The sequence below is a fragment of the Natrinema soli genome (assembly GCF_028618695.1).
In genome coordinates, this window is sequence record NZ_JAQIVI010000098.1 from 60,650 (window position 1) to 81,855 (window position 21,206).

Sequence of the window (21,206 nt, forward strand, 5' to 3'; positions counted from 1 at the left end):
TCACCACCACCGTCGGAACGGAACGTACTCCTCGCCGGTCAGGAGATATTTTTTCAGTTTGTACGCTTCGACACGGAGGAGATACTGATAGCTCACCCTCTTTCCCAAGTCCGGGTGGTCGATCGTCTCGTCGAGAGTCTCCTCGTATGCTTTCGAGTAGGTCTTTCGACCGCCTTCGTTCAGGAGACAGGAGTTCATATCGTCTTCAAAGTCGTCAGTGGTTAGCTGGCCGCGGTTGACGAGTCTGAAGATGATTCGATCCGCGAGCAGCGGCTTGAACAGGTCGGCGATGTCCAGCGCCAGCGAGTACCGTCGTTCACCAGGTTCGTGGAGGTAACTGACCGTCGGATCCAGCGCAGTCGAACGGATCGCCGAGACGACGTTCGCGTAGACCAGCGAGTTGCCGAAGGAGATCAGGCTGTTGACCTCGTTGTTCGGTGGGTTGTACTGCCTGCCGCCGAAGACAAACCCCTCGGGAAGGATCTCGTCGAAGGTCGAATAGTATGCCTTCCGGGCGCGCGCTTCAACGCCCATCGTCTCGTCGATCGTCCCCATTCCGTCGAGCGACGCCCGTGCATCGTCCAGTTCCTCCAGCACATGCTCGAAGTCGTGTCCACGCCCATTGTAGTAGGTAATGTTCGAGCGCATGTTGTGGATGCTACCGTCGACGAATGCCTTCGCCAGCTCGAGGCGGTGGTCCGGGTCGTCGTAGGCCCGGACCTGATCGACGATCGTCTGGCCGGAGGTCTGACCCCGCTTTGGCATGATTGAGCCGGCGTAGTGGTCGTGCCAGCCGAAGACGTGGACTGCGACGCCTTCCTGATTGAGGAAGGAGACGAAACGAGTGTTGTACTCGATCTGGCCGTGGAGGAAGATCGCCTCGGCGTTCTCGACCGGGAGGTACTTCTTCTCGCCGTCGTCGGTGACGACACGCACCGTGTCGTCCTGGCGTTCGATCCGTCCGTCGGAAAACACGTGGTAGTTGTCGTTCATGGTCAACAGCTCCAGCAGAAGTCGTGATAGGCACACGAGTCACAGACCGGCTTCTCCTCGGCCGGTGGCGGCGATTCTGCGGTGACGACCTCGCGGATCCCGCGGATAGCCGATTCGACTTCGGCGCTGGTTTCCGGGGTCAGTTCGATCGTCTCGCGTCGTTTCTCTGTCGGATGTGCCAGGACGCCAGCCTTCTCGACGCCGGTAACCCGATCAAGATACCAGAGGTAGAACAGCAACTGCAACCGCGCTGGTTTGGTCATCGACGACGAGGGTTTGACCTCTAGGATCTCGCCGCTGTCCAGTACGTCGATTGCGATGATCCCGTCGACGCGAACGTCTCGGCGCTTGTCCGAATAAGCCGAGTCGTCAACGTCGCTCCCGCGGACGATAGCTGGCGTGTCGCGATCGATCTCTACATTGCGGCTGAGGAACCACAGTTCACGCTCACAGACGATGTAGTACTGGAACATGACGCCGGTCAGCCGGAAGGGGAGTTCGGCAGTTTCATCCCTGGCGGCGCCGAGAAACCGGTCCACTGGATCGGCCGATGAGTCGGTCATAGGAACCGATCGTCGACGGAAGGCCCCTCGACTGCAAGGCCTTTCGTCTCGTCGAAGTAATTCTTGTTCCGGGAACGCCTGAGAACGCGGAGACCAGTGTCACCGAATTCTTTGAGGTCCTTGACCGTCTCGGCCTCGGTCGAGTCCTGGCTGTAGATCGGGAGTGAGACGGTAATCTCCTTGGCTTCGTCGCGGCGGTCGCCGAACGCGTCGTAGTCGAATTCGTCGAGAGCGATCTCCATCGCATCGATCAGATCTCGATCGGCGTCAGTCCGACAGACGACTACGTCCACGCTCTCGCGCTGGCCGATCAGCGAGAGTGCACCGAGCTCCGCTCCGTTTGCCTCGTCAACCCACTCGACATACTGTGGAGATCCCGGATTCCGGCCAGCGACGAGTCCGTAGTAGTGCTGAACGGCCTCGCGAGTCATTGTCCGTTCGGCGACGGTTCCGTCGTTCGCACCGATCGCGTCGAGTGTCCTAGAAGTCAGTGAGATCGTACTCACACCCTCGGAGTCGTAGACGGCTTGCGCTGGGGTCTTAGTCGTGCCCGCTGGTGGAGTGAGCCACCAGAGCGTCACGGTCCCGCAGTCGCGCTCGAACGATCGGTTACACCGACCCGCCGCCTGAACGACGCTATCGATCGGTGCGATGTCACGGTACACTCGATCGAAGCTGATGTCCACCCCAGCCTCGATGAGTTGCGTCGACACCGCTACAAGCGGAACGTCGCGCTCGGTGAGTCGCTTCGTGGCTTCGATGAGCACGAGCCGGTCCCGCGGACGAAGGCGAGTCGAGAGGTGGACGAGTGCCCGTTCGTTCGAACCCAGGGTCGTCTCAACCCGTTCGACGAGAGCGTCCACGTCAGACCCGTCCTCGTCGAGTTCTAACTCGAGACACCGACCAACGTCGACGACCGCTTCGCGTTCCCCGATCACATCCGTGAGCTCGGTGGCGCTGTCGATGGTGTTACAGATCGCGAGCGCCGACTCGGTCCCGATGGTCTCGTCGAGGATTGTCCGACCAGCGGTCTCGTAGTCTACGCTCGCGTCGGTGTCGTCGAACGCGAGCACAGAGCCGTGAATGTCGTACTCGACCCGTTCGAAGTGATCGAAGTATCGATCCACGTCGTCGACCAGTTCGAACGCTTCGTCGAACAGAGCTTGAGACGTGGTCTCTCCGTCGTTTGTCACCGGCTGGGTCGCGGTCATGGCGACGATCGTCGCGTCGTACTCCTCCGTGAGGATAGTCGTGATCCGGCGAACGAGCTTCCACCACTTCATCGGCAGTGCCTGGGGCTCGTCCAGTACGATCACGGAGTCGTACAGCGCCGGCAGTTTCATCGACTGGGTGTTACTCGGGCCGACGAGGCTCTCGAAGAGTTGGACGAACGTCGTGAGCGTCATCCCGGAACGCCAGCTCTCGGCGACCATCTCGGCGAGTCGAGCATGCTTGTCGGGATCGTCAGCTGGATCACCGAGTTTCGTCACCGTCTCGGCCAAGTGGTGGTGGATCGTCAATAGGTCGTCCCGAGCGTCGGTGTCGAACACGTCCGTGAGTTCGTCGGCGACCTGATCGATGACGGAGGTGAAGGGCAGTGCGTAGACTACCCGTTCACCCTCGTTTCGGAGTGCGAGGGCAGCACTGAGACCAGTCAGCGTCTTGCCCATCCCGGTTGGTAGTGTCAGCGTCGCGACTGACGTATCCGAGTCGCGGAACTGCTCGACACCGTCGAGTACGTCGTCTCTCGCCTCGTCACGGAGCGTATCGAGAGCGTCGGCCTGACTGTCCTCGTCGGCATCTCCTCCCAGGTCAGCGATGTACTCCGAGAGCGTACGCGCGTCCGGTTCGGACGCGTCGAGATCGTCGTCTTCGATACCGGCAGCCACCGTTTTGTCGGCGAGGATCAGCCCGCTCCAGAGCTGGAGGAGCAGTTCGTAGAACTCGTCGGAGGGTGCCGAGCGGTCGGCGCCGAAGCCGAACATAGAGACGTGTTCGTGGACGGTGTCGAACAGGGAGTCGTCCTCGTCGTCGATCTCCTCGGCGAACTCGTCCCAGGACCCGTTACCACCGGTGACGTCAGCGACGAACAATCGCGCAAACGTCCGGCGATGGTCGTCGACGTTTCCGACCTGTTCGATCACGACTTGCTGGCGCTCGTTGCTCGCCTCGCTCGTGTTGTCGAAATGAGCCACGTTTTCGACGTAATTCTCGACATCAGGGAGGCGACCATGGTGTTTCGCGAGCGCAACGAAGGCCGCGAGACAGTCCTCGCTGTCGTAGCTCAGCCGGTCGAGGACGTAGTACCCGAGATAGGCCCCGAACAGGGAGTGGTTCGTCCGCTTGCTGGTGTCTCGCTTGTCGACCACGTACTCCTGGAACCACGTCGTCGCCTTCCCGAAGTCGTGACATCGTGCCACGGTCGCCGTCATCTCGGTGAGCGGGTCGCCGCCGATCGTCGTTGCGTCCGCAGAGACAACGGACTCGGCCCGCCCGGCTACCTCGTTCAAGTGATCGAGGAGCAATGTCGCCTCGTTGCCGGCCTCGGCGGGATGAGAGATCGGCGCATCCACCATCAGGTGAACACCACGGTTCGATCATCGACTGAGTACGTCGACAGGTCGGTGAATGTGAGCGAGCCACCGTCCGGGTTGTAGGCGTAGGAGATGAACGCGCTGGTCGTCCGGCCACCGTCGTCACGTTCCATGAATGCGGGCGTCTGCTCGATCTGGTAGCGTGTTTCCGGATCGGGAACGATCGAGTCGACGGCCTCGGGGACGGTCGAGTCGATCGTCACTGTGTCACCGCTAGGCCCCTGTTCGATCGGGAACTCACCGTGGTAATCGACTGTCGCCAAGTACTCAGAGAGACCGAGGCTCGGAACGTAGTACGATTCCCCAGATTCGAGCAGCGAGCAGAGTTGGTTGTACCGCTCGTCGTCGTCGAGCCACACGTCGATTCGATAGGCAGGATCGACGAGGACCTCGTAGTTGTGCTGTTGTCGGGGCTTGGACGGATCGGGGAGCTTGATGGAAAGTTTCCCGCGAGGGTTCAGCGACGATAGGTGTTCGTCGGCGGTCGAGAGCGTGTTCATCGGTAGCTTCATCGTTCGCAGTTCGCTCGTCGGTTCGATTGCGACCAGCGACTCGCCCGGGGCGAAAAGATCGTAGTACCCATCGCGTTCGATGCCCAGCATCGCGGCGATCAGGCCGGCGACAGTTGTCCGCGGGATGACCCGGTACGTCTGTTTCACGATGTTACCCTCGATACGCCGGAAGTGCCCCCAGGGTCCGCTGACCGTGAACGACAGGCACATCTCAGCGCCATCGGGAAGTCCCGACACAGCCGGTGCGTGCTCGGTCACAGGTCACTCCTCCGGCGCGGTTGCTTTCGCGTCCTCGTACACGTCGATCACTCGGACGGTCTCACTACCGACCACCGATTCGAGGGCGTCGTAGAGGAACTCGTGGCCGCCTGTCTCACCGTTGGCGGAGACTTCGAGGACATCGCTGGCGACGACGTGAACGGTGTCGATCCGATCGGACGCACCGTCGAGTCGCTCAAGCAGTGCCGACACGTCGACACAGATGTCGCGGACGTTCCGGAGTTTCTCGACGGGGTCGGATTCCTCACTGTCGAGCTCGATGTCCTGATCGAGCCCGCCGAGATGGAAGCTCTCGTCGGCGTACTCGACTCTGAGGTAGAGCCGAGGCTCCTGTCCGACCTTGCTCCGGCTGATCGTCTGATTCTTCAGCGCACGCCAGCATAGCGTGTCCAGCCGCCGCACGTCTCGATCCGACAAGAGCGTGTCTTCGGCCCCGTGTTCGTCGACGAGCCCGTGGAATCCGATGAATGCATACTGGATCCGGTGATCGTCGAGGTCGAACCCGCCCTGTGCCTTGTCGTCGCCGGTCGCGATGACGCTGGTGAGGCTGTTGTACTCCTCGTTCTCCATGACTCGGTGGAGCGACTTGCCGGGTGAGAACTGGACGGGGCCAGTGAAGTGATCCGGGAGGTGGTCGACTTTCTCGTCGTCCATGTCGACGCTCATCGTCGCGCCGAAGTAACGAATGTCGGCGCTGTTTTCGAGGAACTGACTGAAGACAGCGTTCTCGATGTTGTCCTCGTCGACATCGTCGAGGTCAATGTCCTTGAGCCGGTCTTCGAGGAGATCCTCGCGGGTCGCCTGATCGCCGTCGTCTTCCTTGACGTTGCGAATGTAGACGCCGTGGCCGTCGTCCTGTAGTTGATCCCGCAGGTAGCGCTTGAGGCGAACGTCGGTGACGATCGCCTGATCCGTATGGGGGTCAATCCGCGGTCGGTTCGCGCCGCTGAGAGGGTTGCCGTTGGGGTTCGCGTCGACTGCGTCGTACGCGAAGATGATCTCGGATCTGTTCGAGACGGTGGGGTAGTGCTCACTCATTGGTATCAGGGGATTTGTCGGTGGTTTCGTCGTCGGTTGATGCGTCGTCCTCGTTCGTCGATTGGTCGTTCATGCCGTAGGTCAGGCCCAGGGCGTAGTAGAAGCGCAGATCATCGGTGCTGATCTCCCAGCCCGACGGATCGTTTCCGGCCATGGTTTCGACGATGGCGTTCGTGACTTCCTTGTACATCGTCGAATTGATGTTCGACCCTTTCTTGGCCATCTCCCTGGAGTAGACGATGTCTTTGTCGATTACCTCCTGGGTGATACGCTTGATCTTGGTCTTGGTCATCGACTTGATCGGGTACTGGTCGATGACGGTCGTCGACCGGTCGTGGTAGCCCTGCTGGTAGGTGCCGACCTGCCCGACGAGTGTGCCGAGCAGGAACGCACCCTTCCGTTCGGGGTCGTCCAGACCGTCCGTCTGTTCGATGAACGATTCGAGCTTCTCGGTGCGATCGAGGGCGGCCGTGCCGCCGTCGGTCCGCGCATGTTCTGGTTCCATGGTGTCGTAATCGGGGCCGTCGATCAGCGTCGATTCGGTATCGCGGGCCTCGGTCGTCACGAGGTCAGCGTTTTCGAGCGCACATAGCTGTGCGAACTGGGAGGCGATCAGGAGTTCCGGGACCCCGTCGCCGTCCCGGTCGAGCAGTCGCTCGACGTAGGCGCTGACGAGCTGGGTTCGCGGGACGGGATCGCCGGCGAGAATCGAGACGTAGACGTCGATCCGCTCGTCGTCGACTGTCGCATCGGTGTCCTCGTCGGTAAACGGAAAGGTCCTGTAGAGATAGGCACCCGACGCGACCATCTCCCGAAGGTCCTCGTAAGTGGTGAGCGCCCACTGCTCGTGGGAGGGCATCGGTGGTGTCCGATCTGCGTTCCTGTCGTCGTCGCCGTCGAACACCCAGCTTCCCGTGATCTGCTCGTGTCTTTGTCCGACCTCGGTCGGGTAGTGAATCCGGCCGTTCAGCGTCTCGCCGTACACGTCGAAGCGGGACATCTGGTGTTTCATCACCGCCGCGACGTAGAACCGGAGTCGGCCCTCTGGCGCCGCTTCGTGGTCACCGAATTCGTCGTAGAGCATCTGGACCGGACCCATGTCATCGGCCTGTATGACCCTGTGAAGCGCCGCGTACAGGTTGTACGTCTCCTCAGGTGTCGGCCGTCCGAGGAAGTACGGGAGATAGTACACGTCAGCGTTGAACGTCCGGTAGGAACAAGCGTTGACGAACTCCTCGGCGTTCATCAGCGTGACAGCGCCGTCCTCGGAGATCGGATGACTCCGCCACGCTTCGTCCGGATCCAGCCCCGGGAACTTCTCCATCTGCTTGCCGAGGAAGTAGTTGAGGGGGTCCTCCGCAGTGCCGACGGTCCGGGTCCGCTCGCCGCTGATGAGGTCCGTCGCCTCGCCGGCGGAGTTCGTCGCCTGACCCTTCGAGACGAGCTTCGAGAGTTTGCGCGCCCGCATCGCCTCGTTGAAGACGGGAATCTGTCCGGGCCACTCGAACTCACCGCCAGTCTCGTGTCGTATCTGGACCGTCAGGAGCGCCGTTGTCGAGTCACCGAGTTCGGTCTGGACGGCCTCTCGAATCCTGTCGAGTGCGTCTTCGTCCTCGCCGACGGTCGCGAGTCCGTGGATGAGGTCACCGTCGGGATGGTCGTCGGCGACACCCTGAACGACATCGTCGGTCGCCCACTTTGTCAGTCGCTCACAGGCGTAGCGGGCCAGCTTCTCTCGGTCGCTGTTGCGCCCCGAGCGGTGCGTGACGCTGTGGTCGATCCCGCGTGCAGCGTTATACTTGCAGTGAGCGACTTTCTGGACGAAGTCGTCGGTGTACTGAGTGATTCTGACCGGCTCGTCCCGATCCAGCGTTGGGTACTCTCCGGAGAAATCGACCCGAACTACGATCAGACTCTCCTCTGCGCCGATCAGGTCATTGGCCTGATCTGGTGTCAGATACGCCGCGTAGTCGCCGCCGCCGGCTGTCGCCAGCGTGTAGAGTCGTCCGTAGAGGTGCTGGATGTCCCGCAACGACGAGATCGGTCGCTCCGGAAGCTCGTCTTCCAGTTCTCCATCGTACTCCTTGCGGAACTCCTTGGGCTCAAGCATCGACTCGCTCCTTCCGTCCGGATCGTTGGTCTTCCTTCTCGGTGATGTTGACGAACCCGAACCCGAGCGAGTTGCGCTCGCCGATACCCGTATCAAGCGCGAGGTTGAGGTGGCGCCGGTGGTGGTCGTCGCGGACGGTGTAGTCGAACCGCCATTTGCTCAACACCCACGTCTCGCGTTGGCCCTGTGTCACGGTCACCGGGATTGAGAACGTCTTGATCAGGTCCGCGCCATCGAACAGATCGCCGTCGGCCTCGGACGGCCCGGGCAGGTAGTCGGGACAAAACAGATCATGTTTCTTGTCGAGATTGTTTTCAACCTGGTTGCGGAACGGCTCCATTGTGTGTTCAGGTCGCCAGAACTCTGCCTCGTCGTGGTCGGTGTCGATGCCGTACTCCTCGAAGCGCCACGGCGGAATCCGAATCAGCACGCCCGTCCCCGTCTCGATTGTGCCCGACGTGCCCGGTTCGCCCACGTCGGTCGCCAGCCCATTGACCGAATTGACGTGGAAGGGCATCTCGCCGATATTCAACTCCCGGTCGTCTTTGAGATCGGCGGCGACGTTGGCGAGCAGTTCCTCGTGCGGCGACGCCACGAGTAACGTTCGCTCGTCGCCCTCCCGCATATCTCCCGGAGGGAACGGATTGCTGTACGTGAATCCCTTCGGACGATCCTCGTCGTGTATTTCGTCGTATTTGGTCCCCTCAAGCGCGTTCCAGATCCGACCCCGAAGCTTGTGATGGTATGTGTTGTCGTAGGCCGTGTCCAAACGTGCTCGCAGGTGTGCTATTACTCGCATTCGTGTATCTCCCTATTTCGTGTCATTCTGTCATTGCGATACTCTAACCGATCGTATCACTATAAATGTGATTATGCCAGATTGAAGTGAATTTTGTTCAGTGTCTGTCTCTGGTGCGATGGATTTATTGAATTCGGTGGTGCCTCCCTGCAGCCGCACGAGCCGTATGCACCCGCACACGATCCCCAGAGTGAGGAATACTCGACCGGTCTCCTTGAACGAGATGCAGAGAAACCGGCTGTTGGAACGTTCCTACCAACCGTGTCGTCGACTGCGTTCGATGCCGTGACCCGTGGCGATCTCATTTATTGGGGAGAATGGTCTGATCGGGATATTCTCGTGGCCACGAGGCACCGGTCAGTCTACGACGCCGATTCTCGGTTCACAGAGCTGGGTCAGTCTCTGCTCGACAGCGACGGTGTAACTACGCTACCGCCGCCCGTCGTGGATCGCATCGAGCAGTGGACGACGGAGAAGATCCTTCCGGAGCGGGTTCTTCGAGCAAACCTCGTCGTGGTCGAAGTCGTCCAACGACTCGATATCAACTAGTTCTCCGTCCGTCTCACCACACTTCGGACAGCGTTCAGTCCCGTCGTCCCCGGACATTACGCATCATCCTTCGAGTCTCCGCCACGGGAGACCTGGACGGTTCTTTCGTCGGGGAGCTCGAAGGCGAGCAGCTGGTCCCCGGCCCACACGTTCAGCTCGGGCGGATTGTCCCAGTCGATTCCGTCGGGGTCGATCCCGAGCTCTTCGAGGACGTCGCGGGGCAGGCTGATACTCATCGTGCCGCCAGCGCCTTCGTGGTGGATCGAGCAAGTGAGCGGATCCGTCCGGCCGTCGACCCGCTCTTCCATCGCGATCGCCGGGACCATGCCGATTTCCTCAGCCGCGTGGGGGTCGAAGCGGAACGATCCGTCTTCGACGCCGGCCGCTCTGATCGCGTCCGTGATCCGGACGACGATCGATCCCTTCGAGTGTCGTAGCTTGACAGTCTGTACTTCTCGAATGTCGACAGTTTCGTCATCAGTCATGGGGTCGCGTTGTGCTTGTGTCATGGGGTAGTCTTTTTGTCGGCCTTGAGGCGTAGAGGCCGCTAACCAGAAGCCGGTGCGCCGAGTCGAACGGCGACGGCGTCGCGAGGACGCCGCCCGCCACGGCACCGGTGACGTCGGCCGGGCATCGGAATGACGCCATCCCGACAGCAATCAGACGTCAGTCTAGCGTCGTTATGACCATACGGAGCCACCATCTCGCCGACCGATCACGCCGGCGGCCTTGTTGATCAGCAGCACGTAGTAGCCGGCCATCAGCCTTCGATCTCCTCGAGGAGGGCCTCGGTGTGGGCCTCCAGGTCGTCGCGGTTCCCATGCTTGACCGTGAGCTCGGCGAGTCGCGCGCCAGGGCCCCACAGCTCACTGTCCTTCAGATCTTTCGCGAAGTCCTTGACGAGGTCGTCGACGTCGTGGCCGATGTTGTTCGCGACGCGCACCCAGAAGCGCTGGTTTGGTGCGTCAAAACTATCGAGGTCGCCGTCGAACTCGACGATCGCCTCGCCGATCCCGTAGTACGCCTGTACGTGGCCGTCAATGAGGACGTCCCACTCGTCGGGGTCTTCGTCGTAGTGAACGCTGCCGTCCTCGAGCTCGCCGAGGAGCTTGTCGACCGTCTCCCGCTTCGGGTAGTGCTTGTTTCGGAGATCCCAGAACTCGCCGAACTCCTCGAGAGTCTCGATGTGGTGCGTGACCGATATTTCACCTTCGGTCCGCTCGGTGATCCCGTCACGATCGCGAACGATCGTCGCGGTTCCGGAGGCTTCGACGACGAACGTCCGCGGGAGCGCCGTCGCCTCTTCGCCCTCGAGGACGTCGTCGCGATCGTCGTGGGTGGCACTCTGCATCATCAGAGCACCTCCGGCGGCGGTGATCCAACAGGCTGCCCGTCGCCGCGGTACTCGACCTGGTTGCGCTGCTTGCGTGGACTAGGCCCGTGTCGCAGCGAGAGGATGTAGTGACAGCGGTCGCGCTTGCGCTCGAGTTCATCGACGTCGCCGGCGGTCTCGAGCAGCTGGGAGAGCTGCTGACCGCGCTCGAAGGCGAAGTCGTGATCGGGCGCGTTTCGCTCGTAGCCCGCGACGGCGCGGGCCTCTTCGGCCGGTCCGTCAGCGCCTCGTGTCGAAATCTGCTGTGTCATGGGTTAGTTCGGGGCAGTGCCCCAGTACCTGTACATAGTACAGGATATGTAATAAAGCTACCGATCCCGGCGGGCGCTAGGCGTCCTCAACCCGGATGTCGCCACCACATTGACAACGGTAGTCGCTGGGGTTCTTGACGATCTTCGAGCGCTGGTACCGGGGATCGCGCTTCTCGCAGTTCTCACAGACGAGCCAATACTTCGGTTCAGCGAAGCGCTCGCAGTGCCGATCAGTGTTGAGTGGATCGGCCCAGCGGGTGAACGTCGGCCCGTGGTCTGCTTCGTCGTATTCGTGGTACTGCCAGGCGTGTATCAACTCGTGACGAACGGTCCGGTAGAACTTCTCCCAGCCGTACTCTTCGTAGGCGTCCCACGAGAGTCGAATCGTGATCTGACCGCTTGCTCGGTTGTAGACGGCCTTTCCCGCCGAGCGCTGCATCCGGGTTGACGTTTCCCAGTTGATCGACTCGACCGGCAGCTCAGGGAAATGTTCGCCGGCGACGTCGGCAGCGTGCGACGCCGCTCGGTCGCACAGCTCGGCCTCGGTCTTAGCTTCTGTTTCCGCGTTGTGTTTTGCAAGTGTCATGGGGGTAGTCCAGGGAACTGCTTCCCCTGTACCTGTACTATGTACAGGAACCACCATAAAGGTACCGATCAATAAAAGTGGGGATCGCTAGTCGAGACAGTCCACCAGTTCGCTGTTGAACGAAACGTATGTCAACGCTTCATTTTCCCAACCACGAGTCGATCGAATGAACTTGACCCACGTCTCAAGGTCCTTCTCGTCGTGGGCGTCGAGATTCTCAACGTGTTCGAGTTTACCGACGAGTCGGTAGCGGTTGAGGCTCTTACCGGCCGGGACGAACGTCTCATGTGGCCTGTCGGTGACGTAGACGGTGTTTTCGTCTTCGTTCAGGTGGTGGTGTTTGCCTTCCGAGTCCTCGCCAAGGTAGCAGTATCGCAGGCAGACGACGTATGTGCAGTCTTCGAGCCACGCAAGTGCGGCACCTAGGTCATCATCGACTTCGGTTCCATTCTCCGGTTTGGTTTGCGTCGAAGCGCTTTTCGCGAGTGTCATGGGGTAGTCCAGGGAACTGCTTCCCCTGTACCTGTACTATGTACAGGTAGAACCATAAAGGTATCGGTCAGAAACTCCTCAGGGGAACTCCGATGGATTTATTATTCTTCCTGTACTGTGTACAGGTGCGGGGAACGCCCCGAACTAACCCATGACACTGGACATTGCGACGCGGAACGACTCTGCAAGCACTGAACCGACGATTTCCGACCTTAACGAGCGGGACATCCGGGCGCTGACCGAGTATATGTCCGTCCTCGAGGACATCGGCCAAGTTCGCGGCGCCGACGGTATGTATCTCGTCGTCACGCAGAGAGAGTACACAGTCGACCTAGTCGAGGGCACTTGTCAACAGAAGAACGGCGACATCTGCCCAGATCAGAAGTACAACCTTGGTCTAAACGAGGAATGCAAGCACGTGAAGCGAGCTCGGTACGCAACGGGCCAACTCTCAATCCCAGCGGAAGTTGACGAAAGTGCGATTGACCCGCAATTGGGCGATCACGTCACGCACGTGGCGGACGAGGAGTGACCGACCATGCCAAAATGCGATAACTGCGGTACGCACGTCACCGAGCAGTACCGGCGCGTTTTCGCCGATAACGACGGCACGCTGCACGGCTGCCGCTCCTGTCGAGACCAGACCGAGATATTCAACGGCGCCGGCGCTGGCCTCGAGACCGACACCCTTCAGCTCTAGGCCAGTCGGCGTTCAACCTCAATCTAGCAGTGCCGCTATTGCTTCTCTGTTGCCAGGGATAGTCGTCGTGCCACGGGTTCACTCGTTCATAGGCGGCACTTGCGGCAACGATTGTTCGATCATCATAAGACGGGCCGATGAGTTGGAGACCAACCGGCGCCCCTTTGTCGGTCAGCCCCGCTGGAATGGATGCCGCCGGATGGCCGGTCATATTACACACAGTCGTGATCAACCAGCCGACGATTGGATGAATGTCGACGCCCTCGACTTCAGTTGGACCGAGAATATCGTTTGGGAACGGGGGAACTGACAACGTCGGGGTAGCGATAAGATCGTACCCCCTTAGTGCCGCCTGGAGACCAGCGTACGCTTGAGAACGCGCCTCGATTGTTTTCGCCAGCGGTTCATCACGAATGTCTCCGTTCTCATCAAGATACTCATATCCAGTTTCGATAATATCTACTAATGTCTCCGGGAAGAGTTCTCGATCCGTACCGAGTGCATCGACGCCGTCCTCCTCAGCAAAGGTCTTCGCTAACTCCGCATACGAGGTGGTCCACACAATCCAGACGGCTTCGATGAACTCCTCATAGCTTTGTCCGAGGTCGACCTCGGTCACTTCGACAGTTGCTCCCTCCGCAGTGATCGTGTCGACTGAACCATCAACGACATCTCGAACGCGCTGATCGACAGGATAGGTGCTTAGCCCAGGATCGTAGCCGATCGAAAGCCCTTCGACATCGTCTGTGAGCGCAGCCTGGTAATCCGTTGCCTCTTCATCATCGCCATACATCACCGACAGGGTAAAAGCAGTGTCTGCAACAGTCCGAGTCGAAACACTCGGCTGGAAGTACGTATCGCCGGTTCCGAATTCCCCAGGATCCTCGATTCGAGGGAATAGTCCGTAAGTACCAGTAAACGATGCGGGGATACGAATCGACCCAGCCCCGTCAGTCCCCGTTGCGAACGGCAGCATACCGTCTGCGACCGCGGCGGCACTCCCGCCAGAAGAGCCGCCTGCATTCAAATCGAGATCAAACGGTGTCGGTGTCGGACCGATAAGCAGATTATCCGTCTTACCCATGTACCCCCCTTCAGGTGTGTTCGTCTTCCCGACTGGAATCGCTCCCGCATCGAGGAATGCTTGTACCTCGGAATCAGTTTCCTCTGCAATCTGGTCCTTGAAAGCGAGGAATCCATCGGTAAAGCGGACCCCCTCGAGCTTCTGCCGGTCCTTGATGGCGAACGGGATGCCGTGTAACGGTCCAAGGTCGTCTCCACGTTCGATCGCACGTTCTGCCTCTCGTGCATCTGCTCGAGCTTGTTCTGGAAACAACGTAATGAACGCGTTCAATTCGTCGTTTCGCTCCTCGATCCGTGCAAGGAACGCGTCGACGACCCTGACCGGTGAGAGTTCACCTGTATGGATTCGCTCCGCAAGAACTGTCGTCGGGGTGAAAATGATCTCACTGTCTTTTTCCGCGGAATCTGTCTGCCCTTCCGAGGCATGTGCACTAGCACTCCCAAACCCGAGCATTGTAACACTGCCACCGGTGACACTTTTGAGATAGCTACGACGGGTACGTGACCACTGACTTGATGATTGCTTGGTATTGTCTACCATCCTCGAACATATATTCTGGTGCTTCCAATAAATATAATTAAATCTATCGATAAATTATAAATATAATAAAATTCAGATAATATAAATATCAATAACTAGCTATAGAAAAAATTACTCGAGTTTCTGGATCGCCATTCCACCATCAATAGATACTGGATCACAGGCAAACCCATCAGCAACGCGGTAGTACTCCAGAACGTATCGGGAATCTCCCTCGATCTCATCCAGCACGGAAGGCTCGGGAGATCGCGCCCGCGAGCAGTTGCTCGAACAGTGTCTGATCGACGTCTGCGTGGCCGGCGTCTGCGACCGCTCGAACGCTCGCCTACGATTTCACCGCCGGGCGACGAGTCGTTTTCGCAAGATGGGGCGCTGACGGTCAATGGCTAACACCACTCGAGAAAGATCGATATCTTTATTACCATTCCTGTACATAGTACAGGTACAGGGAACAGTTCCCTGGACTAACCCCATGACACGGAACGACGACCTTCAGACCGAGCTGATCGAGAACGAAGACGGATTCTGCACGCTTCAGGTGCAAAGCAAGCGAGGCGACGATACCCGCAACGAGGACCGCGTTAAGGCCACTCTCGGGCGACCTACCCTCGATGAGATCAAAGAGGACCGCGAGCAGTTCCTTGAGATGATCGAGGAGACGATGGCCGAACGCCGAGCGAGCAACCAGGGCGACAGCGAATAGAGTCCATGTCGCTCGCTTTTGAGAGTGCCGCTGAGAGTGATCAGCGACCTGTCGTTGCCGAAGCCCGCGCCGTGGCGGCACCTGAACGGCCGGAGGACCGGCAACACGAGAAGGTCATGCAAAAACTCAACGGGCGGCGAAAGATCGACGAGAACCGTACGCCGGCGTCCGAACCCAACCGCACCCCGATCCGCGTCAACGATCCCGGCTGCACCGAACAGCAGTTCCGCCAAATGGTGCTCTAGCGGAGGTCCTCTTTTAGGGCAAGTACTCAGAGCGATAACGCTGACTCGAGACGTACAGTCGAATGTGCCGCTTGCGAGCGGTGGCCGATGCGCCGCGTCTCTGACGACGTCCACTGGCACGACGTCGTCGGCGAGACACCAGGCGAATGTAAGGTCTGCCGGCGGCAGATCTCTGACGGCACCTCTGACCGGCCCGGTCGTTGGTGGATCCGCGAGAGCTCGCACGATGTACTCCTCGAGGCCGCTGGGTGGTACAGAAGGTGTCAGAGAACGATCCGCATGACGTTCTTTTCATCCAACCTGGGGCGAACTATCCGTTCACTACACTTGCTTACTGATCAACATCTTCTTGTTTGATGATCTGGGTGAAGGTCTTCTTTATCTGTCTCCAACCCTCCTTGTTGATAACGAGAGATTTTGCACTGTGCGTCCCCTTGCTGTGAGGAAGAGTCTATCGGCGGAGTGGTCGTGTAACGGTCACGGACGCATCAAGGATCCCTTCTCGTCCATCAACCATGCACGAGATTCCTTCCCACAAGTCCTCGAATGGTGTAATCGACATCCTCCTTATCGAAGATAATCCCGGCGACGTTCGTCTGACACAGGAGGCCTTCAAGACAATAGATCAGAAGGTAACACTGCAGACAATCGCCAGTGGAGACAATGCCGTAGAGTTCTTACAGCAGTCCCCAGAGACGTCCTTGCCCGATCTCGTTCTCTTGGATTTGAATCTTCCCGGTCGAGATGGATGTTGGGTTCTTGAGGCGATCCGAGATGACCCACAACTCAAACCGCTTCCTGTGATTATGCTCACGAGTTCTGAAACCGACGAAGATATTGAGCGGTGCTACGGTGCCCGGGCCAATGCCTACCTGACAAAACCAACAGCTCCTGATGAGTATACCTCGCTGGTGGATTCACTCGAACGGTTCTGGTTTGAACAGGTACAGTTCCCTCCAACCCCACACTAGTTCTCACCTTCTGTGAGTGTCAGGTTAGACCTGTGCTGAGTAGTTGACCTATACTGAACGATCACCACCTTCGCAAATCGTCCTGAATTTCGTGCTACATTCACGCTTTGTATCCGAAATATCGAAACGTCTGTCCGGGGTTCCTGAGCCAGTCCATATCGCCAGACGGCATCCAAATCCCCTAAAATAAGCGATAAAATCCGCAGAGGGAAGGTCCGTTCAACGGAGTATTCTTACTCCATGCGCTGGGGACTTAGCAGGGTTTCATCCCATCAGTGCCATTAAGGGTTCAGGTGGAAATCAGCCTATTAATTTAAAGGGGACTAACATTAATACGGTTGACTTTAACACACCGGTTATCTGGGCTCTGAGTTGGAAGATTATTGAAAAAGTCCGCAATCGAGCCTGGCCCGAACGGTTCGTCACACGAGACCTTTATCTCTAAGCCCACATCATACGTGGTTGATCCGGACAACTCAAATCCTCCTGTTTGAGTCGTAGTTCCGACAGTCTTTCCACCAGGCGACTCAACTTGATTGCGTTTGATTCCTTGGTCAGCACCACGGACAAACAAAGAAATATTTGCTGAGGCACTTCCTGATCCACCAGTATAGGTGCGGCCAGCTCGGTAATACTCTGCTGTCACGTCATAGGAACCGTCGCTACTAGGATCAAATTGCCCATAGAGTCGAGCAGTGGCCGAACCGTTCCCGAAACCAGATGAGTTTGCAAGTGCACCCATTTCGTTGTCGTTTGGGCGTGCATACGAGCCAACACGCGTATTTCCGCTCCCACTTTTGCTGCTGTCACCGTTTGTGACGTCGATACTGGTGGTGGCAGTAGCGGTACCGGCAACACTCCCAATGCCGATAATGGAGGCGCTGATGGTACCAACTCGTTTGAGCGCTGTTCGACGTGTCGTCTGATCGAATGTTGCCAGATTATTTTCTGACATTACAATTTGGTTTTCACTCCTAATAAACAATAAAAGTTTATCTGTAATAAATTAAGATATGGTTTCTATTTGACGGGATCATTTGACTGTATGTGTCTCTCCAAACGAGCCCACGGTAGAAACCAGACCGATTGCTTGATGGAGTAGACATTTTTATTATTTATTCAATATAAATATATTAAAAGTTTCCCTTCTTTCTCTGGATGCCACTATAACCACGATCGACCAAATCAAGCGCTCAATGGCCGGACACCAGCCAAGGAGGTGCTGAACTAGACCATGCCCTGTGGCCATAGTGAATACATAGCGACTATCGCTCAGATCTCAAGAGACCAAATCAGTACTCATCTACATATCGACCGAATCCATACCAGTGTTCCCGGAGAATTCCTTCCTGGTTGAAATCGAGTTTTTCTAGTACTCTTTTTGAACTTTCGTTGTCTCCAACTGTGCGGGCCCAGACCTTGTGTAGGCCAAGTTCGTTGAAGGCGTGAGTCAAACAGATATCCGCCGCTTCGGTCGCGTATCCCTTCGCCTGTTCGTCAGGGACAATCCAGTAGCTCAACTCGGCTTTGCGGCCCTCTTGATCAATGCCCTTGATAGACGCACTCCCGATGGGCGTTCCTTCCAGACACACGAGGAAAGTATGGGAATCGTCGGACTCGACTTTAGTCACGATGTCGTCCTTGGAGACTGGTGCCCGAACGGTTTCGTATCCGCCGTGTCGGATTTTTGGATCATTGAGATTGCGAACGAGGAACTCGTGATCCTCTGACTGAACTGTACGAAGCGTTACTCGTTCTCCTTCGAGAAATACGGGTCCCGGCATTGCTCAACCATTGTGGAAGAAATATGGTAAATCTTTATTGTGTTTCCAAGATGGTAGCCGCATCCGACGCTCAATCTCTATATTCAGCAGGCTGTTTCTGAAAGTTATTGGAGAGTCGATTATCTCACTGTTACCTACTTGACCTGTAGTGAACGGCAACTACGTGTGCGAACTGAACACCAGAAGTGTTATTGACCCAATTGGGACATCTGATGTATGGGAGACAAAATCTCATTTGATGGTCTAACACTTGCTGGCGTTGCGAATGACGAGGATGGAGAAGTGGGCGCAGATACCGTTTTCCATTTTGAGCAGACCGGTGAACGAATCTATGCAAACTACTCTGGTGGCGATATTGCAGATGGTCACTTGGTTGGTACGTTTGATGGGGAGCAGTGGGACATCAGATACACCCAAATAAATACAGATAACGAAACCGCGACTGGCCACTCTGTTGGTGATGTCGAACTCCTTGACGATGGGCGTGTGAGAGTTGAAGATGAGTGGGAGTGGGAATCAAAACCCGGTACTGGCGAGTCAATTCATGAAGAAATTGACGAGTAGATAGTCGTCACAAATCACATCGTGACTGGTCACTACTTGACCTGTACTTACCGTTTGTCGGGTAGTCACAGAGAGGGAATGGGAACTTTTCTATGACACCCTGTGGTACATCCTAGCCGTCTACACCGAGGCCGCTGGAATTGTTCGGATGGTCCGCGTCCCCGCCGATCGCGTCGACGAACTCTTCGAGGACCGGTGGACTCCATGTGGATCGTCCCACCCGGCCAAGTGAGCAGCACAGCTCCCCTGGACGACTGTCTTCGAGCCTACCGAGCTCGAGTTGTAGGCTTTCCAGCAGGCACCGATCGGTACAGACGTTTTCTCACGAAAGAAGAGCTTCCAAGGGATTACAGCCCTCGGGCACACCCCTTCAGAAGGCTTTTACAAACGCACGGGGTATGACCCTGTAGGGACCTGGACTGTATCTAGCTCAGTGTCATGGGGTTAGTTCGGCCAGGCCCCAGTTCCTAACTGAGACACCCCACCCGTAGCGCTAGCGCCACCGACTTTCGACTCGGGTCTGGTACCGAAGCCCGACAACGCTCGTGGTTGCGATTTCCTGGATCACGTGTGGCGGGTGTTCATCACGAGCGTCCTGGATGTTCTGCTTCGATTCGATCAGATGCGTTAGCGCCGCGTCGATCACATCGGACGTCGGCGCGTCGTCGTTGGGCCCGTCCGCCACGATCGCACCGGGGCGTCCTCGAGCTCTCGGCGAACACGAACGGTGACTCGCCGACTCTCGATATGTATCTCAACGGGATCCGCCGACATTCAGGAATCCGGCTCTGTTGAAATTGTCAGTGGCTAACAAATTTGAGAGGGATCGGTAAGTACAGGCGAAGACGTTACCGAAGTGGCTATCCACCTCTCCGATAGCTGCCAATAACAGCGTGCTGAATTCAGAGGGTGTAGCCAGCACAATGCGTGTGTTTGTTTCTCATCAAAGCTGCTAAATCAGCCTTTCACTAAACGGGATATAATAAAATTTTTCTATTCATTCTCTGAGACCCAGTATTCAAAGTCAAGGGGCCCATCGATCTTGCCTGAGTCCTTACCGTGTATCCAGAGGTTGGAGGTAACCCAATCAGGAGTTGCTTCATCTCTTGCTTCTGAAAACTGTTCAATCATCTCTTTCACACCAGAGACAGCTTTGTATGCCTCTCTGTGGTTCGCATACTCGATGACCGGACTCACGTAGCCATAGTCATCCCTCTCAACAAACTCCTCTGTCTCCTTCTTGAAATGGACAATTCGATTTCGACAGGTAACCGCCCGGGTAAATTTTCCGAATGTTACATCACCTGACTCAAATACTTTCTCATTCGTTACAAGATGTGGAACCGTCTGCCACTTCGCACGAATATTCGTTTTCTCAAGATTCTCCCAATACTCAGGCAACTCCTCCTGAGCAATACCGTTGATGTATGCTTCCAAAGATTGAACTGAGAGAATTATCGCCGTAGCAGAATGCTCCAATTCACGCTCAATATGCCCTACCTGACGGTCCTCTTTTAAATTCTGATGAATACGTCGAGATTTCAACGCCTTCTGAATAGCCGTCCGGTACGTAAGAGCTTCAACACTGGTTTTCCCATGCACATTCCCCTCTTCATCCACTCTTACAGCTCGATCAATACCCGTCAGAGTAGGCGGCTCACGCGGTTTCGGCTTATTTTCGTACTTTGAAAGCCGCTCCTGAGAATATTCGTAGATGTCATCATAGTACTCCTGATAGATACTCTGGAGTTGACCGTACAGGTCTTGCATACGTTCACGGCCATTCTCCTTAGAGATATCTCCCGAATCAACCTGGTTACGGACGTGGTGTATTTCCTGGTGCTTCCTTTGAGCCCTGTAGAAGAGTTGGGGAAATCCATCTGAAATCTGAAAGCTTCTTTCCCGGTGCGGAAACCTGCCCTTCTGCCCTGCTAAGATGCCTTTTCGAAACTCAGCTACCTCCCACTGGTAGATATCATCTTCATGCCTCACGAAAACCATCGGTGAGAGAGAAGTAATTGGGTCTGCGATCTCAATAGGGCTTCCTGGCAGGGGAAAAGAATTACTACTCAGACGGCCCTCACTCAACATATTCTCCATAAGCGGCTCAAAGTAGCTGCCACCTCTCATCATCCGCTGTGTTACAGAGATAGGGTCAACCTCGTCATACACACTGTATGGACCAGTAATCAATACCCCAGCATCGTTAATAATCTTTAAATCGTTATCATTCAGTTCCAAATCATATTCTATCCAGTTCTCCGGGGTGAAAAAGGAGCGACAGTCAAAACGCTCTAAAGCGACGTGACGGACCCACCAATCCGGAAGATCAACATCCAACATGTCTTACTCTCTCCATGTTTGCAATTCTGAGTTACTCTACTCCCTCTAAGTTATCTATATTTACTCAATTGGAATTGGGCATGGCCGATCACTGTGTCTACTGGACTGAACGA

The 21,206-nt window shown here is 56.9% G+C and carries 24 protein-coding genes and 1 pseudogene; 7 read left to right on the top strand and 18 right to left on the bottom strand.

Going from position 1 to position 21,206, the window contains the following annotated elements:
• The 13 genes from cas1b to PGX04_RS06990 form a co-directional block, all read right to left on the bottom strand.
• On the bottom strand, positions 1 to 993 hold the full coding sequence (cas1b, locus tag PGX04_RS06930) for a type I-B CRISPR-associated endonuclease Cas1b (RefSeq protein WP_273737839.1): 993 nt from the start codon (positions 991 to 993) through the stop codon (positions 1 to 3).
• A 2-nt stretch (positions 994 to 995) separates the two neighbouring features.
• Entirely contained in the window at positions 996 to 1,556 is a 561-nt protein-coding gene (gene cas4, locus PGX04_RS06935; RefSeq protein ID WP_273737840.1) for a CRISPR-associated protein Cas4, read from the bottom strand.
• Entirely contained in the window at positions 1,553 to 4,132 is a 2,580-nt protein-coding gene (locus tag PGX04_RS06940; RefSeq protein WP_273737841.1) for a CRISPR-associated endonuclease Cas3'', read from the bottom strand. The genes cas4 and PGX04_RS06940 overlap by 4 nt, the downstream gene beginning before the upstream one ends.
• Entirely contained in the window at positions 4,132 to 4,920 is a 789-nt protein-coding gene (cas5b, locus tag PGX04_RS06945; RefSeq protein WP_377042282.1) for a type I-B CRISPR-associated protein Cas5b, read from the bottom strand. The genes PGX04_RS06940 and cas5b overlap by 1 nt, the downstream gene beginning before the upstream one ends.
• A gap of 3 nt (positions 4,921 to 4,923) precedes the next feature.
• Positions 4,924 to 5,979 (bottom strand): type I-B CRISPR-associated protein Cas7/Csh2, encoded by a 1,056-nt coding sequence (gene cas7b / locus PGX04_RS06950; RefSeq protein ID WP_273737842.1) that lies wholly within the window; start codon positions 5,977 to 5,979, stop codon positions 4,924 to 4,926.
• The gene (gene cas8b / locus PGX04_RS06955; protein ID WP_273737843.1) at positions 5,972 to 8,089 is read right to left on the bottom strand and encodes a type I-B CRISPR-associated protein Cas8b/Csh1; all 2,118 of its coding nucleotides are present in this window, start codon (positions 8,087 to 8,089) and stop codon (positions 5,972 to 5,974) included. Before cas8b ends, cas7b begins: the two co-directional genes overlap by 8 nt.
• The gene (gene cas6, locus PGX04_RS06960) at positions 8,082 to 8,888 is read right to left on the bottom strand and encodes a CRISPR-associated endoribonuclease Cas6 (protein ID WP_273737844.1); all 807 of its coding nucleotides are present in this window, start codon (positions 8,886 to 8,888) and stop codon (positions 8,082 to 8,084) included. Before cas6 ends, cas8b begins: the two co-directional genes overlap by 8 nt.
• Positions 8,889 to 9,317: 429 nt before the next feature.
• The gene (locus PGX04_RS06965) at positions 9,318 to 9,494 is read right to left on the bottom strand and encodes a hypothetical protein (RefSeq protein ID WP_273737845.1); all 177 of its coding nucleotides are present in this window, start codon (positions 9,492 to 9,494) and stop codon (positions 9,318 to 9,320) included.
• A complete protein-coding gene (locus tag PGX04_RS06970) occupies positions 9,494 to 9,922 on the bottom strand; it encodes a hypothetical protein (RefSeq protein ID WP_273737846.1) in 429 nt (142 codons plus the stop codon). Before PGX04_RS06970 ends, PGX04_RS06965 begins: the two co-directional genes overlap by 1 nt.
• 275 nt (positions 9,923 to 10,197) lie before the next feature.
• Complete coding sequence (locus PGX04_RS06975; protein WP_273737847.1) at positions 10,198 to 10,791, bottom strand: hypothetical protein; 594 nt, start codon at positions 10,789 to 10,791, stop codon at positions 10,198 to 10,200.
• On the bottom strand, positions 10,791 to 11,081 hold the full coding sequence (locus PGX04_RS06980; RefSeq protein ID WP_273737848.1) for a hypothetical protein: 291 nt from the start codon (positions 11,079 to 11,081) through the stop codon (positions 10,791 to 10,793). Before PGX04_RS06980 ends, PGX04_RS06975 begins: the two co-directional genes overlap by 1 nt.
• Positions 11,082 to 11,157: 76 nt before the next feature.
• Complete coding sequence (locus tag PGX04_RS06985; protein ID WP_273737849.1) at positions 11,158 to 11,667, bottom strand: SprT-like domain-containing protein; 510 nt, start codon at positions 11,665 to 11,667, stop codon at positions 11,158 to 11,160.
• A gap of 87 nt (positions 11,668 to 11,754) precedes the next feature.
• Entirely contained in the window at positions 11,755 to 12,159 is a 405-nt protein-coding gene (locus tag PGX04_RS06990; RefSeq protein WP_273737850.1) for a hypothetical protein, read from the bottom strand.
• A 151-nt stretch (positions 12,160 to 12,310) separates the two neighbouring features.
• On the opposite strand from PGX04_RS06990, the gene PGX04_RS06995 reads away from it, so the two are divergent.
• Both PGX04_RS06995 and PGX04_RS34510 read left to right on the top strand, forming a co-directional pair.
• Positions 12,311 to 12,691, top strand: coding sequence for a hypothetical protein (locus tag PGX04_RS06995; protein ID WP_273737851.1), 381 nt, complete (start codon positions 12,311 to 12,313; stop codon positions 12,689 to 12,691).
• A gap of 6 nt (positions 12,692 to 12,697) precedes the next feature.
• Positions 12,698 to 12,859: a DUF7563 family protein gene (locus PGX04_RS34510; protein ID WP_425498437.1), complete on the top strand. Its 162-nt coding sequence runs from the start codon at positions 12,698 to 12,700 to the stop codon at positions 12,857 to 12,859.
• Here PGX04_RS34510 and PGX04_RS07000 read toward each other — a convergent pair.
• A complete protein-coding gene (locus PGX04_RS07000) occupies positions 12,813 to 14,483 on the bottom strand; it encodes an amidase (protein WP_273737852.1) in 1,671 nt (556 codons plus the stop codon). The two genes, PGX04_RS34510 and PGX04_RS07000, sit on opposite strands and share 47 nt — an antisense overlap.
• A gap of 472 nt (positions 14,484 to 14,955) precedes the next feature.
• Here PGX04_RS07000 and PGX04_RS07005 point away from each other — a divergent pair, with 472 nt between their 5' ends.
• The 4 genes and pseudogenes from PGX04_RS07005 (at position 14,956) to PGX04_RS07015 (ending at position 16,402) form a co-directional block, all read left to right on the top strand.
• Entirely contained in the window at positions 14,956 to 15,186 is a 231-nt protein-coding gene (locus PGX04_RS07005) for a DUF7389 domain-containing protein (protein WP_273737853.1), read from the top strand.
• Between the two features lie 5 nt (positions 15,187 to 15,191).
• Positions 15,192 to 15,431, top strand: a complete 240-nt coding sequence (locus PGX04_RS07010) for a hypothetical protein (RefSeq protein ID WP_273737854.1) — start codon at positions 15,192 to 15,194, stop codon at positions 15,429 to 15,431.
• A gap of 42 nt (positions 15,432 to 15,473) precedes the next feature.
• Positions 15,474 to 15,788: pseudogene (locus PGX04_RS35010) on the top strand (PD-(D/E)XK family putative nuclease); the annotation flags it as partial.
• Between the two features lie 158 nt (positions 15,789 to 15,946).
• On the top strand, positions 15,947 to 16,402 hold the full coding sequence (locus PGX04_RS07015; protein WP_273737855.1) for a response regulator: 456 nt from the start codon (positions 15,947 to 15,949) through the stop codon (positions 16,400 to 16,402).
• Between the two features lie 313 nt (positions 16,403 to 16,715).
• Here PGX04_RS07015 and PGX04_RS07020 read toward each other — a convergent pair whose 3' ends face one another.
• Together PGX04_RS07020 and PGX04_RS07025 are read right to left on the bottom strand one after the other, a co-directional pair.
• Positions 16,716 to 17,357 carry a hypothetical protein gene (locus tag PGX04_RS07020; RefSeq protein ID WP_273737856.1) on the bottom strand — a complete coding sequence of 214 codons (642 nt, stop codon included), beginning with the start codon at positions 17,355 to 17,357 and terminating at the stop codon, positions 16,716 to 16,718.
• 337 nt (positions 17,358 to 17,694) lie between these two features.
• A complete protein-coding gene (locus PGX04_RS07025; RefSeq protein WP_273737857.1) occupies positions 17,695 to 18,186 on the bottom strand; it encodes a GNAT family N-acetyltransferase in 492 nt (163 codons plus the stop codon).
• Positions 18,187 to 18,402: 216 nt separating this feature from the next.
• On the opposite strand from PGX04_RS07025, the gene PGX04_RS07030 reads away from it, so the two are divergent.
• Complete coding sequence (locus tag PGX04_RS07030; protein WP_138245004.1) at positions 18,403 to 18,750, top strand: avidin-fold protein; 348 nt, start codon at positions 18,403 to 18,405, stop codon at positions 18,748 to 18,750.
• 493 nt (positions 18,751 to 19,243) lie between these two features.
• Here the strand turns inward: PGX04_RS07030 and PGX04_RS07035 are convergent, their stop codons facing one another.
• Together PGX04_RS07035 and PGX04_RS07040 are read right to left on the bottom strand one after the other, a co-directional pair.
• Positions 19,244 to 19,435 carry a DUF7386 family protein gene (locus PGX04_RS07035; RefSeq protein WP_273737858.1) on the bottom strand — a complete coding sequence of 64 codons (192 nt, stop codon included), beginning with the start codon at positions 19,433 to 19,435 and terminating at the stop codon, positions 19,244 to 19,246.
• 308 nt (positions 19,436 to 19,743) lie between these two features.
• On the bottom strand, positions 19,744 to 21,093 hold the full coding sequence (locus PGX04_RS07040; protein WP_273737859.1) for a hypothetical protein: 1,350 nt from the start codon (positions 21,091 to 21,093) through the stop codon (positions 19,744 to 19,746).
• Between the last annotated feature and the right edge of the window lie 113 nt (positions 21,094 to 21,206).